Source organism: Paenibacillus sp. SRL342, assembly GCF_984798905.1.
This window is the reverse complement of sequence record NZ_OZ481790.1, coordinates 188,086-202,277: the sequence shown is the minus strand read 5'-3', so window position 1 is coordinate 202,277 and position 14,192 is coordinate 188,086. Positions and strand designations below refer to the sequence as shown.

Sequence of the window (14,192 nt, the reverse complement as noted above, 5' to 3'; positions counted from 1 at the left end):
TTTAAGCACCGTTGTTTATATAATACATTTTATACCATATTTAGATTATCAATATAATAATATATAATTAAATGTTGTAGGTTTGCAGTTGATTCTTTTAAACAGTGATTTTATTCCAGAGATACGAAGGTATTCGAAAAAGAAGAGTCGCAGATTATATCTGCGACTCTTGAATTTCCATTAGGTGATGTATAGTTTCTTTTAAATCTAACCATCCACTCATGTAAATTTCCTGCTCTTTAAATGTATTTTGCTTTTTGATGCCAGACCAACCAATCAGAATACCTCTTAGTACGTTTTCGTCATTCAAGTAAATCGATTCATAATCTTTAAAGTAACCAAGTAACTTATATACTCCATCCACTAAATATTCTCTTTTTTTAGATCGTTTCACCTCTAAGATATAATATTTTCTACTTGTGGATTTTTCATCACTAATTTCTATAATGATATCAGGTCTTCGTAATTTATTGCTTAATCCGTAGTTTCCCATAATATCCTTATAACGACTTGATGAAGAAAAGAGCTGCGGTAAACCTTGATAATATAACCTTAAAATAGAATTATTTTTAGAAAATTCACTCACAATTCTTGAAGATCCACCAATTAATCCAATATTATTTTCATTCCATCCATTTTCATTTAATATCTCCATTGTTTTAAACAACACGGCTAACTCATAGAGTGTATTTTTATCAAGGGGCTCAAGAACTTTATGCGGTGCCTTTTTAAACAAATATTTCAGAGGGTCTCTTTTGCATAGATAATAATCCATTGCAATCTCAGCAAGTTTTGAAAACCATACCCCTCTCGTCTTATGGACGTTACCTATAAACTGTTCACTCAGATCAAGCATCTGTCCAATACTCTTCATATAGGGATTTTTCAGCAGTTTTTTTGAACTAGTGTACATCCATTGAAGATATTCGCTCCAAGAACTCTTTTCTATGAACTCTTTGTCAAACACAATCAACGAATCACTCCGTTTAACTTTCCCATAAATTAAAGTTAGAGATTCTATTTCCATTATCATATACAAGAGAAGCCGGTTTTCAGGAAGATCAAACTCTATAGAACGTTTATCGACTACAAACGTAGACGGATCATTTCCTCTAGCCATTCGCTCTATATAAGTTTTTTGCCAAAGGACTCTCCCTGTAATTTTACCTCTTGTAGAATAAGATTGATTATTCGACTTTTTTTTAAGGCGATTTATCAGCGCAGGTGCAACGTCAGTCAAAAAGTTTTTTGCTTCTTCAGACATGAGAAAATGAATTTCCGCTAACATTCCTAGCTCTTTAAGATTGAGCTTAGTAAGCTTCAAAAAAGCCTCTTCGGGGCTACCTATCCTTCCATTACTCTGAATATATCTCCATAAGTACTTTGATGTAGAATCAATCATCTTTCTGTGAGTAGGATTATCCCAACAATCTACTCCATTATTCAGCATCCTCTAAATCCTCATCACTTTCATCCTCTACTTCTATAGAAAGAGCCGGAATTACTAAATAATTCTGATTAATTTCAAAAAAATCACATAAGTATTTTTGGAATTCAACTTTTTCAGATTCATTTAAATACCTTATGATTTTCTCGAAAAATATCTTCAGCTTTTCTGGAGTCAAACCTTCGAATTGTGGAGTAACAACCCCACAAAGTCCATCCAAAAAACCTTCGGAATCAGTTATTTCCAAGTAATTAATAAGCTCTAGGATTATTGATGGTCCTAAAGGTCTTGGAGATACACTAAATACATCTTTGACAAACTGAATACCTTTGGGTTTGATATTAGATGATTCTATTAAAGTGTGTATAAAATTTTTCTCTGGAATTGGTAATTCAATGAAAGCAAAACGTCTCATAAACGCATAAGAAAGAGAAAACAGACTATTTTTATCGTACGTGTTCATAGTCCCAATGATACGCCAGTTCCTACCCATATAATATGTTCCTGACTTGAAATAACTCTTCGGTTCCTTGCTATTCATAACCTTTACATATTGCCCATCAACTTCAAAAGGGAGCTCTACATCTTTGCCTGAAAGTAAAGTAAATAACGGACCAAAGGCTTTATCAATTTCTGCACGATTAATCTCATCAATTATTATCCACTTATTTTCTCGAAGACTTCTGAGTACAATTCCTTCATGGAAATCAAGCTTTCCATCTTCTTTAGGCATAAAGCCTCCAATTGTATCAAAAGTACTCCAGTCAGAAGTCGCTGTTGTAATTATACTTCCACTAATAAAATTAGTTTGAACAGCTTCATCCACAGTACGTTCAGCTATCGTAGTCTTTCCAGTCCCTGGCGGACCAGTTAGAATGATATGTTTACCCATATTAATAAAATTTCGAAGACTATGGACTGGTCGCTCATTCATTTCGAAATTAAACATGATATTTGATATATTTGGATCAAAACTAATTGGAACTTCCTCTAGCTCATCTTCCTCAACCATAATAGAATTTGTCAAAGGAGCGGAACCAAAAGGAACCGATTGAACAAGCAGATATTCTTCATCATCCTTGACGCCTCCAATAAATGCCTCTCCGAATATTGCCTCAAGATAGGATTCGCTCAATGGATATTTATCCAATATTGCTCTTACCAATGTAGACACCTTAGACTCCGAAATCTGCGAAATGGCCTGATTAGGTTCCCATTTAGTTATAGGACCAATCCCAATAATATTAAATGCGTTACGATATTGTAAGAGGTCTTCTCGCTTCATGGTCTTATCTAAAAGATAATCAACATCAATTTTTATCTTAAAATATTTGTTTTTTTTACCTCCAAATTCATAAGGTTCCGAAACAATATGGCCTATTCCAGCTAACCCCGTATCCCAAGTAACTTCAGCTTTACCCGAATCTCCCCCAAATACAATAAAGACTGTCTGTCCTAATTTAAGTTGATCACTAAAAATATTTAACCCATCAACTTCAATATTTGACTCTTTATTCTTTATTGCATTTACAATCGAAGGTGTCTTAGTTTTAATACTGAAAAAGTTCATTTTATTACTATCAGTCAACATTATATTATCAAATGTCTCTTTAAGCTTTTCATCACTAATATCACGATATTTCATATATAGATTGTACATTTGCTTATTTTGTTTTTCTAAAGGTTCTTGATGCCAACCCTTTCTCCCATTATCAAATAAGGGATCTAATCGATCTTGATTATTACGTATAGTACGTAAGTTTTTATCATATCGCTTTGATAACTCTTCATAACACGTTTTACTTCTTTTATATTCTGGATCACTTGATTTTTTTTTAGAAAAATACAAATTCACTAAAAACATTTTTTCCGTAGAAGACATACTATCAAAATTCATTTTAGGAACTCCCATCAATATGTAATATTCTATATCTATTATCCTACACTTTTCTTTTATTTCCTACAAATTTCAAGTGGTAATGCCCTTGAATTTTCAAAAAATGATATATATGCCCTATAAAAAAGGATTCAGTCATATTATGTCGAATAGTTTATTGTTGATGTTTCATGAAATTTAGAAAGTTATTCAAAAGGAGGGAAAATATGCCTAATGCTGGAGATTCATTTATAATTACATTACAGGATGCCCACTTAAAATGGGGAAGTCATAGGCACACTTCTACAAGGGGAACAGTTTATGGAGAGGGTTATCTTCAAATACCCAAACATGTTGCAACAGCTTATGATATCTTCAATAGTAATAAGGCTAGTGCAAACACAATCTATATATGTACCTCTGTAGATGGATTTCTAAGAAGTGTATCTCTGAAAGCTTCTGGCTCTACTTCTAAAGGAGACCCATATGCAAAACAGTTTCAAGGTAGCGGTGATTTGAAATTACTTGGGGATTGGTTTCATGAAGTGAATGCAGTAACTGGGGATAGAGTAGAAATAGTTTTTACAAGTTCGACTGAAATTGTAATCAAAAAATTGTAATGATATAACTAAATCTAATAATACTTTTTTAGTTAGTAAGATAATACATGGATCTATGCCACAGAAAAAGTCTCTCTAAAACCGTCAAAAAGGCCGAGCCTCTAGAATTTCTTCTAAGGCTCATTTCGCGTTCCAAGAGACGTATTGCTTTGTATTTTCGAGTAAGCAAAAGTTCTTCAGTAACCTCGATAGATCTTTTGCCTCCTTAAGTATCCGATAACTATTTTATTAATACAATAACATCCTAAAGCCGGTCAATTCGTTTCCATTAACAAATATTTTATCTTTGGCTACTACTTCATTAAGTATACCTATACTTGGATGGCCATACCTATTCGAAAATGCAGAAGAAGACATAAATACATCTAAACTACTACAATCATTAATTATGTTTGAGTTCCAATTATGCTTTGAGCCATGATGCGGTAATAGCAAGTATGTTATTTGGCTTAGTTCCCTACTATAGTGATATTTCCACTCTTTGTAAATATTACTATTTTTTAAGCATATATCTCCTAAGAGCATTTGCCCAGTATATAATTCCGAATCCCCAGCCCTATTACTAATACGCCAGAAAATACAGTGTTCATTACTTGATATAATAACAGAGGAGCAACCTTTAACTTTTGATTCGACAGAACTAATAGTGTTTTCCATTGGATTATGAAAAACAACAAGTGAAGTATTGTTAAAATCTTTTATATTCTCATTAAAACAATTAGTATAGCAATCTCGAATTTTCTTTCTATTTTCTTTCACTTTTATTTGAATTTTAAGTTTCTCTCTATTTTTAACATCCAATATCTTGCTAATTTTTTTTTCAAAATTCTCCAATGCTTTAGAACTAACCTCTACGTTAAAAAACTTGAATTTCCAAGTTTTATTTAGCAAAGCGTAATTATTATGCTTTAAAATAAAAAGACTTTTATCATCAATTTTATCTTTGTAGTTTTTATCTTGTTGCGCTAGTTCTTCTGTGAGATTGGTGTCTCTTTCCATATTACTGAAATTGAATCTTTCGTTTTCTTCATTATTTTCAATATCGAGACTTTCAAAGTCCGTAGAGCTTGGTTCCCCTTTACCAGGAGCGATAAGAATAACTCTCTTAACCCTTTTGTCATTCAAAAAAAATTTAACAGGGTCCATAATAATATCAAAAGTAGTTTTGGTCTTACCGTGTCGGTCTTTTGTTAACAAGATAGCTTTTTCTAAATTATTTATGTATGGCAAAACTACAGTATCCACTTCGAAATTTACTAATAATTTCTCAATTCCATTTATGTGATCTTCGTGAAAATGAGATATCATTAGTAGATCAATCTGTTTTCCCTTTGATCTCAGATCAAATTGTTTAATAGTCTCTTCTAGCCTCTCAATATTATGAGAACCACAGTCATACACGACTAACGCATCTTGTATATTTCCATTGTAAAATAAACCTTGACCGATTGGCTCACATGTAAATTCTGCTTTTCTATTCAAAATCTCACCTCACTAAGTATTCACTAGCTAAGATATCTCTGTCATTTTAAACTAATAAAGATAATGCACCCATAGTTAATGTAGTCAACCCGTCTACTAATTCTAGAATTCCACTATAATCTTAAGCCCTTGTCTACTTTCTGTCTACAATCTTATCCCTGGAAATAAAAAAACCCGCTCAGTAAGCGGGCTTTTTGAATGGAGGCGAGGGGAGTCGAACCCCTGTCCGAAGATAACGGCACATAAGCTTCTACGGGTGTAGTCACAGTTTTGATGTCACCCGAGTATCGCCCCGTAACCGGCTATACGTTGGGTCAGCCTGATTGTCTTCTTCAGCACACCCCAGGCGGAGATGTGACAGCGTATCCCACTACTTGTTAGCCCCTATCCCTGTCACATGGGCGATGCAGGGTAGAAGCACGCACACAGTTTCTTAGGCTGCGAAAGCGTAGTTTGTTTGTTGTTTGCCGTTTAATAGGCTTTAGCGTTGATAAAGCGGACGCGTCCCCACTACCCGCTACCCATGCTCGAACTATCCCCGTCGAATCCATAAACGCCCCCTCAATGAAGAAGGGCTCCAGGATTAATCCGTGAATACGGAGCAAAGGTGCTGCACATCTTTTTCCTCCAAGGTAAAAAGATGCTTCTTTCAAACTCGGCATTCCTGTCTGCTACATGAGTAATCATAACACAGGACACATCACCGAAATAGTACAGATTGCTGGAAGACATTCCAGCATGCTGAGCACGTGTACAAAGTTATCCAATACAACAGGCTCAATCGTCTACATATTATACCGCGTCACCAATCGGAAGTAAAGTTTACCCAGATTGGATCACGAACAACGGCACCTTAGTATCTTACCCACGTTTCAGGCAAACTACGCAAAGGCTAAAAATTTAGATTCATCAACGTGCCAAGCTCCATGCTCCTACCGAATTCCCTTCAACACATATCAAAGGAAATCACCACATAATACACTTCAGCAACTCACATCACATTACCTTTCTCATTACAAATAAAAAAGCCTCAATCTTGCCCATTGCAGGACAAACCTTGAGACTCCTTAACTCATACATCAATCTTCCTAACTTCATCACAAAAAATATCTTCTACACTGAAAAGTAAAGCCTTTAGCCCAGCGCTCCGCTTAACGCGCAACCTTCTGCTTCTCGCGCAGTACCCGTTGGATATCACGTTGAGCATCCCGCTTCGCGGCAGTTTCACGTTTGTCGTATTGCTTCTTACCTTTACCCAGTCCAAGCAAAAGCTTTGCATAACCGTTGCGGATATAGATTTTCAGCGGCACAATGCTGTACCCATCCTGTTTCGACAGTCCGAGCAGCTTGTGAATCTGCACTTTATGCATCAGCAACTTGCGCGTACGCGTTGGATCGAGCGGATTATTTCGGTTCCCTTGTTCAAAAGGACTAATATGCATATTGTGAATATGAATCTCACCGTTTCGAATCGTGGCAAATGCATCACCAATATTCGCACGGCCGTTACGAAGAGATTTGATCTCCGTTCCGGTAAGCACCATGCCCGCTTCATACGTATCTTCAATGAAGTAGTCATGGGAAGCCTTTTTATTCTGTGCGAGCACTTTACTCTGTCCATCATTCTTGCCCATGTCCTCACTCCTTCTCCGTAAAATAAGCCGGTACCATGCTCTATAGCAGCGCACCTAATGTTGCACCAAGGTACCACGTGCCAGACCTTAATTGTAGCAAGTACGGCTGTTAAAATCAAGAAAGAGGCGACCTCTGCCGCCCCTCCTCATTACACCACTTTCAGACTGTGCGAAACAACACACCGGCTGAAGTGACTATTTTCTCCAACGCTTAACCTGGAGGAACGAATTGTAATCCATTTCTCCAAGTTACGTTAGCTTTATTTTTTCTTTTTCCGTACAAAAGCTGCCGTACCGTTACCAGCTGCACCTTTGCTCTTCTTCCGCTTGCGTCGTGGTGCTCCACCTTCCTGAGCGCCACCAGGAGTTGCATTTTCTCCAATAAATACGCCGCTCGGCGAAGTGTTTTTGCGTCCACTTCCGCCTTTGCCACCTTTACCGCCGCCCTTGCCGGACTTAAAGCTTCCTTCGCCACGACCGCTGCCGCTGTTCAGGCCACTTCCTTGTCCACCGGTTGAACTACTATCCGATCCACCCGATGTAGAGCTATATCCGCCTTTACCTGAGCCAAAACCAAAGCTCAACGCGCCTTTGCCCCGGCCAGTTGATCCACCAGCATCACCCGCACGACGCTCACCTTTAGGTTTGCCGCCGCCTTTACCTGCGTAGCCACCGGATGAGCCTGCGCCCGCGCCTGCACTCGCTGCTCCACCGCGACCGCCACGTCCACCTTTGCTGCTTTCTTCCGTTGATCTGCCACCACGGCTGGCGCCAGCAGCGGATGATCCGCCTTTGCCGCCACGCGAACCGCTGAAACCACCCGGTCCACCCTTGGCACCGCCGCGTCCGCCGCCGCTACTAGGACGTCCACCTTTACCGCCACGTCCACCACCGAAGCCGCCAGGACGTTCAGCGCGAGGTTTCATATCCACCATTTCAAAATCAATCGTGTACTCTTCCATGCTTACACGTGCCACACGGATCTTCACTTCATCACCGATGCGGAAGACTTTCGAGGTACGTTCACCAATCAGAGCCATATGTTGATCGTCAAAATGGTAATAGTCGTCCGTGAGCGCGCTCAGGCGAATCAGACCTTCAACCGTGTTCTCCAGTTCAATGAACATACCAAAGCTGGTTACACTGCTGATCATACCTTCGAACTCTTCGCCTACTTTATCGAGCATGTACTCGGCTTTTTTCATTTTCTCCGTATCCCGCTCAGCTTCTACCGCCACACGTTCACGTTCCGAAGACTGCTGCGCAATATCGGACATACGTGCTGCCAAATATTCCTGACGGTTCTCCGGCAAAGCACCATTATTTTCAATGACTTCGCGAATCACCCGGTGAATGACAAGATCGGGATAACGACGAATTGGAGAAGTGAAGTGACTATAGAATTCTGCCGCGAGGCCAAAGTGACCTGACATTTCAGAATCATACTTCGCCTGTTTCATGGAACGGAGCATCATCGTACTAATCACGGTTTGTTCTTTCGTTTCTTTGATATCCTCAAGCAACGATTGAAGCGCCCGTGGATGAATCGCATTGCCACGTCCTTTGACCTGGTGTCCAAAATTCGCCGCAAAGGCGAGGAAATTTTGCAGTTTTTCCTGATCCGGATCTTCGTGCACACGATAAATGAACGGAACCTTCAACCAGTGGAAATGCTCTGCCACTGTTTCGTTCGCTGCCAACATGAATTCCTCAATGATTTGCTCGGCAATCGAACGCTCCCGTTTCACGATATCTATCGGTTTACATTCTGCGTCCACAATGATTTTGGATTCTTCAAAATCAAAGTCAACCGCACCACGGCGCATACGCATAGCACGCAGCTTCAAAGCGATCTCTTTCATCAGATGGAAATCATCTACCAGATCCTTATAACGCTCGAGCAATTCCGGCTCTTCACCTTCAAGGATTTTACGGACATTAGAATACGTCATCCGCTCTTTGGTTTTGATTACACTTGTGAAAATGTCATGTTTTACAACCTTCATCTGGTCGTTAAACTCCATCTCACAAGACAGTGTCAGACGATCTACCTGTGGGTTCAAACTACAGATCCCGTTGGACAAACGCTGTGGCAACATCGGAATAACCCGATCCACCAGATACACACTGCATCCACGGTTGTAAGCTTCCTGATCAAGCTTGGAATTCTCCTGCACATAATAGCCAACGTCAGCAATATGAACACCCAGACGATAGTTACCGTTAGGCAGCTTCTCTACGTTAACAGCATCATCCAGATCCTTGGCATCTTCGCCATCAATCGTGACAATGTTAAGTCCGCGCAGATCACGGCGACCCTGTTGTACAATCTCTTCATCCGTGATGGAGTCGGGTGCTTTCTCCGCCTCTTCTACCACCTCATCAGGGAAAGCTTCAGGCAACTGATGCTTGCGAATGACGGACAAAATATCAATACCCGGCTCATCCTTATGACCGAGAATCTCGATCACTTCACCCTCGGCTGCCGCACGACCCTCCGGATAGCTGACGATCTTTGCTACGACCTTCTGTCCATCAACCGCCCCAGCAAAGTTGGTACGCGGGATGAAAATATCGCGATTAATCCGTTTGTCATCCGGAATGACAAATCCGTACACTTCATGGCTTTGGAACACACCAACGACTTGTGTTACAGCACGAGTAACAATGCGAACGATCTCACCTTCAAGGCGACCGCCAGAAGGTCCTTGAGACGTGACTTTAACCAATACCGTATCACCATTCATCGCACTCTTCATATCATTGGCATGAATGTACACATCCGGGTGCTCCCGATCCTCAGGAATGAGGAAAGCGAACCCTTTGGCGTGAGCCTGTAAACGTCCACGTACCAAGTCCATGCGCTCTGGCATACCATAGCGATTGTTACGGGTCAGCAAAACTTTACCGGATTCCTCCAGCGTATTAAGCATAATCAAAAAGGCTTTGAAATCAGCTGCATCTTCGATCGCGAAGTGCTGTTCCAACTCCTGATAAGTCATGGGTTTATAAGCGGTCTCCCGCATGAAGTCGAGCAATTGTTGTTCTGTTATCATTAATATATTCACCTCGGGAAACATAAAAGTGTAATCAAGTCTCATCTCTTTATGTATCGGAATTCTTACCATTTTCATGATACATATTGCCGTTGTCGTGTAGAGTGTAGTAGTGCAACCATACTATCTCATACCCTAGTATACACGAATTCAATCCGGACCATCCGTACCTCGCAAAAAAACCACAGTGGCCTGACGCTCCGTTATAATCACGCTTTCACATATCTCTACAGACATTTTATGCGGCACATATACAGTACGCATCTGGAAAAGGACTAGACCCGAAAAATTTTCTGTACACATGACATTCATTATAAGGAGTGAATTCGCGTAACGAATAAGCGAGGGACATACCATGCATGATAGGGGTGTTTCACGCTAAGGAAGGAATTCTGAACAGAAGTTGAGAAGAAGACCGAAATCATGGAGTCTATTAGTCATTGGAAAAGTTTGGACGCGTAAGAATTTATTAAAAAACCCCCGTTTCTCCACGAAACGAAGGTTTATCAATTAAGCCATTAGCTTAAAAGCTATTCATTGCCGTGCTGATCCAAGTCTTACTTGGAAACCACCGTAACAATAATAGACAAAATCATAAATCCTGCACCCAGTACCACCGTTGCACGTTGCAGGAAGAGATCCAATCCGCGCGCTTTCGTTTTACCGAAAAGATGTTCCGCACCACCGGAGATGGCACCCGCCAAACCAGCGCTTTTCCCGTGCTGCAGCAATACTACAGTGATTAGACCGATCGAGAAAACAACGAGCAGCAATTTCAAAGCAATATCCATTCTTTCCACCTCCTACCCATGTGGGCATACATCTCACCATAAAAACAGTTACTTTAATTGTAACATAGCTATGGTTGTACTACAAGTAGTACAGTTTATACAATGCCCTAAATTTCACCATCTGCTCGCTCCTTACGTTATGCCATTACATCGTTGCAATAAAAAAGACAAGCCGGTTACCCGGCTTGCCTGTAACAGCTGGATATCCAGCTTATTTTTTAAGGTTGTAGAATCCTTTAAGACCATTGTATTGAGCCAGTTCACCCAGTTGATCCTCAATGCGGAGCAATTGGTTGTACTTCGCGATACGGTCTGTACGGGAAGGAGCACCCGTTTTGATTTGACCAGCGTTAGTTGCAACAGCGATATCAGCGATTGTGCTGTCTTCGGACTCACCGGAACGGTGGGAGATTACAGCTGTGTATCCTGCGCGTTTAGCCATTTCGATTGCATCAAATGTTTCAGTCAATGTACCGATTTGGTTAACTTTGATCAAGATGGAGTTACCGATACCTTCGTCGATACCTCTGCCCAGACGCTCAGTGTTTGTTACGAACAGGTCATCACCAACGAGTTGTACTTTGTCGCCCAATTTCTCAGTGAGCAATTTCCAACCATCCCAGTCATCTTCGGACATACCGTCTTCGATTGTGATGATTGGGTATTTCTCAACCCATGAAGCCAGAAGGTCAACATACTCAGCGGAAGTGTAAGATTTACCTTCGCCAGCAAGTGTGTACTTACCATCTTTGTAGAACTCAGTGGAAGCAACGTCCATACCCAGGAATACGTCAACGCCTGGTTTGTAACCAGCTTTTTCAATTGCTTCGATGATTGTAGTGATTGCTTCTTCGTTTGAACCAAGGTTTGGTGCGAAACCACCTTCGTCACCTACAGCTGTGTTCAAGCCTTTTGAGCTCAATACAGATTTCAGGTTGTGGAAGATCTCTGCGCCTACGCGAAGAGCTTCTTTGAAGCTTGGTGCTCCAACTGGAAGAACCATGAACTCTTGAACGTCGATGTTGTTGTCAGCATGCTCACCACCGTTGATGATGTTCATCATTGGAACTGGCAATGCTTTAGCGTTGAATCCGCCCAGGTAAACGTACAATGGCAGGTCCAGAGCGTCAGCAGCTGCGCGAGCTACTGCCATGGATACAGCCAGGATTGCGTTAGCACCCAGTTTACCTTTGTTTGGCGTACCATCCAAAGTAATCATCAATTTGTCGATACCCAGTTGATCCAATGCATCCATACCGATAACTTCTGGAGCGATTGTTTCGTTTACGTTTTTAACAGCTTGCAGAACGCCTTTACCGAGGTAACGGGATTTGTCGCCATCGCGAAGCTCAACGGCTTCGTGGGCACCAGTGGATGCACCGGATGGAACGATTGCGCGTCCGATTGCGCCGGACTCCAGGTATACTTCAACTTCTACTGTAGGGTTACCGCGGGAGTCGAGGACTTCGCGAGCGTACACGTCAGAAATAATAGTCATTTGTTATAATCTCCTTTAAATTTAAATTTATTATAAATTAGGACCACTTGTGTTTTCCCTTTTCCACTACGTTAGCAGAATTGTCCTCTGATCGCTGTTATCCCCTGATTCCTTTGAACTTATTTTCATAAGTTGGAATCATGTGATAAAGGCGAACGCTAACGCTTCTTCAGACAATTTCTGCTTCCTTCGTTCAGGGGTAAACTCCAAACTTCCCAATTTCATATATGTTGTTGCGTAACTTATTTACGGGTAGAGATAACGGATGTACCTGTCATCTCAGCCGGTTTAGGCAATTGCATAAGGTCAAGGATCGTAGGCGCGATATCTGCCAGGATTCCACCTTCACGCAAGGTTACATTTGCATCCGTAACGATGAATGGAACCGGGTTCGTTGTATGAGCTGTGAACGGACGTCCTTGCTCATCGAACACCATATCCGCGTTACCATGATCCGCAGTGATCAGTACAACGCCGCCTTTGGCAAGTACTGCATCTACAACACGGCCCATGCACTCATCTGTTACTTCAACCGCTTTGATGGTAGGCTCCAGCATACCGGAGTGTCCAACCATGTCAGGGTTAGCAAAGTTCAGAATGATGGCGTCATGTTTGTCTGCTTCGATCTCACGAACACATGCGTCAGCCACTTCATACGCGCTCATCTCTGGTTGCAGATCATACGTTGCAACTTTTGGTGAGTTGATCAGTACGCGAGTTTCGCCCGGAAGCTCCACATCACGACCGCCGCTGAAGAAGAAGGTAACGTGCGGGTATTTCTCAGTTTCTGCAATACGCAGTTGTTTTTTATTGTTCTGTACCAGAACTTCACCCAGGGTGTTGTCGAGGTTCTTCGGCGAATAAGCCACATAACCTTCAACCGTCTCGCTGAACAAAGTCAAGCATACAAAATGCAAGCCCACAGGGAACTTCGGACCACGATCGAAACCGCGGAAATCCTGGTTGGTGAATACTTGCGACAACTGGATCGCACGGTCAGGACGGAAGTTGAGGAAGATAACGGAATCGCCGCTTTCTACCAAACCTACCGGCTCACCATCCGCTTTGACGATAACCGTTGGTTCAACGAATTCATCAAATACGGACTTCTCATACGATTCTTCAACCGCTTTGAGTGGGTCAGTGTATTTTGGTCCATCTCCATAAACGATGGCGCGGTATGATTTCTCAACCCGTTCCCAACGTTTGTCACGGTCCATCGCGTAATAGCGACCTTGAACCGTTGCGATTTTCCCTACACCAACTTCTTCAATCTTGGCGATCAGCTTCTGCATGAAGTCTTTACCACTGTCTGGCATAACATCACGGCCATCCATGAAGGCATGAATATATACATCGTTCATTTCTTCTTTTTTGGCCAGATCCAGCATAGCAAACAGGTGGTCGATGTGACTATGTACGCCGCCATCGGACAACAAACCGTAGAGATGAAGCTTTTTGCCGCTTTGTTTCGCTTCGCGAACAGCTTTGACAAGTGTTTCATTGTCGTAGAACTCGCCGTCACGAATGGATTTGGATATACGGGTCAAATCCTGGTATACGATCCGGCCGGCACCAATGTTCAGGTGACCTACCTCGGAATTCCCCATTTGCCCTTCTGGCAAACCTACAGCTTCACCGCAAGCAGTCAGAGTTGTATGTGGGAATTGGCTCATGAAACGGTCGTAGTTCGGTTTCTTGGCTTGCGCTACCGCGTTGCCTTCCACCGTGTTACGCAGACCAAAGCCATCCATGATGATCAGTGCTACAGGTTTTGGAGCTGTCATC

The 14,192-nt window shown here is 41.6% G+C and carries 9 protein-coding genes and 1 other RNA gene; 1 reads left to right on the top strand and 9 read right to left on the bottom strand.

The annotated features are described in order from the left end of the window. Positions 1 to 154: 154 nt before the first annotated feature. Together AC4E8D_RS00970 and AC4E8D_RS00965 are read right to left on the bottom strand one after the other, a co-directional pair. Positions 155 to 1,450: a hypothetical protein gene (locus tag AC4E8D_RS00970; RefSeq protein ID WP_490205727.1), complete on the bottom strand. Its 1,296-nt coding sequence runs from the start codon at positions 1,448 to 1,450 to the stop codon at positions 155 to 157. Continuing rightward, on the bottom strand, positions 1,440 to 3,344 hold the full coding sequence (locus AC4E8D_RS00965) for an AAA family ATPase (protein WP_490205726.1): 1,905 nt from the start codon (positions 3,342 to 3,344) through the stop codon (positions 1,440 to 1,442). The genes AC4E8D_RS00970 and AC4E8D_RS00965 overlap by 11 nt, the downstream gene beginning before the upstream one ends. Positions 3,345 to 3,550: 206 nt before the next feature. Between AC4E8D_RS00965 and AC4E8D_RS00960 the strand changes: the two genes are divergently transcribed. Next, entirely contained in the window at positions 3,551 to 3,943 is a 393-nt protein-coding gene (locus tag AC4E8D_RS00960) for a hypothetical protein (protein ID WP_490205725.1), read from the top strand. Between the two features lie 228 nt (positions 3,944 to 4,171). Here the strand turns inward: AC4E8D_RS00960 and AC4E8D_RS00955 are convergent, their stop codons facing one another. The 7 genes from AC4E8D_RS00955 to gpmI form a co-directional block, all read right to left on the bottom strand. Further along, the gene (locus AC4E8D_RS00955; RefSeq protein WP_490205724.1) at positions 4,172 to 5,425 is read right to left on the bottom strand and encodes an MBL fold metallo-hydrolase; all 1,254 of its coding nucleotides are present in this window, start codon (positions 5,423 to 5,425) and stop codon (positions 4,172 to 4,174) included. Positions 5,426 to 5,621: 196 nt separating this feature from the next. After that, positions 5,622 to 5,986, bottom strand: a transfer-messenger RNA (tmRNA) gene (gene ssrA, locus AC4E8D_RS00950). Between the two features lie 590 nt (positions 5,987 to 6,576). Further along, positions 6,577 to 7,059 (bottom strand): SsrA-binding protein SmpB, encoded by a 483-nt coding sequence (gene smpB / locus AC4E8D_RS00945; RefSeq protein WP_036674736.1) that lies wholly within the window; start codon positions 7,057 to 7,059, stop codon positions 6,577 to 6,579. A gap of 260 nt (positions 7,060 to 7,319) precedes the next feature. Further along, positions 7,320 to 10,115, bottom strand: a complete 2,796-nt coding sequence (gene rnr, locus AC4E8D_RS00940; RefSeq protein ID WP_221822438.1) for a ribonuclease R — start codon at positions 10,113 to 10,115, stop codon at positions 7,320 to 7,322. A 557-nt stretch (positions 10,116 to 10,672) separates the two neighbouring features. Further along, a complete protein-coding gene (gene secG / locus AC4E8D_RS00935; RefSeq protein ID WP_062837740.1) occupies positions 10,673 to 10,906 on the bottom strand; it encodes a preprotein translocase subunit SecG in 234 nt (77 codons plus the stop codon). 211 nt (positions 10,907 to 11,117) lie between these two features. After that, the gene (gene eno / locus AC4E8D_RS00930) at positions 11,118 to 12,404 is read right to left on the bottom strand and encodes a phosphopyruvate hydratase (protein WP_062837741.1); all 1,287 of its coding nucleotides are present in this window, start codon (positions 12,402 to 12,404) and stop codon (positions 11,118 to 11,120) included. Between the two features lie 242 nt (positions 12,405 to 12,646). After that, positions 12,647 to 14,191, bottom strand: a complete 1,545-nt coding sequence (gpmI, locus tag AC4E8D_RS00925) for a 2,3-bisphosphoglycerate-independent phosphoglycerate mutase (protein ID WP_221822440.1) — start codon at positions 14,189 to 14,191, stop codon at positions 12,647 to 12,649. Position 14,192: the final 1 nt, after the last annotated feature.

Bases quoted from the DNA above. Each gene is read 5' to 3' on its own strand.
- AC4E8D_RS00970 (WP_490205727.1), bottom strand. From the start codon at position 1,450: ATGCTGAATAATGGAGTAGATTGTTGGGATAATCCTACTCACAGAAAG.
- AC4E8D_RS00965 (WP_490205726.1), bottom strand. From the start codon at position 3,344: ATGAATTTTGATAGTATGTCTTCTACGGAAAAAATGTTTTTAGTGAAT.
- AC4E8D_RS00960 (WP_490205725.1), top strand. From the start codon at position 3,551: ATGCCTAATGCTGGAGATTCATTTATAATTACATTACAGGATGCCCAC.
- smpB (WP_036674736.1), bottom strand. From the start codon at position 7,059: ATGGGCAAGAATGATGGACAGAGTAAAGTGCTCGCACAGAATAAAAAG.
- rnr (WP_221822438.1), bottom strand. From the start codon at position 10,115: ATGATAACAGAACAACAATTGCTCGACTTCATGCGGGAGACCGCTTAT.
- secG (WP_062837740.1), bottom strand. From the start codon at position 10,906: ATGGATATTGCTTTGAAATTGCTGCTCGTTGTTTTCTCGATCGGTCTA.
- eno (WP_062837741.1), bottom strand. From the start codon at position 12,404: ATGACTATTATTTCTGACGTGTACGCTCGCGAAGTCCTCGACTCCCGC.
- gpmI (WP_221822440.1), bottom strand. From the start codon at position 14,191: ATGACAGCTCCAAAACCTGTAGCACTGATCATCATGGATGGCTTTGGT.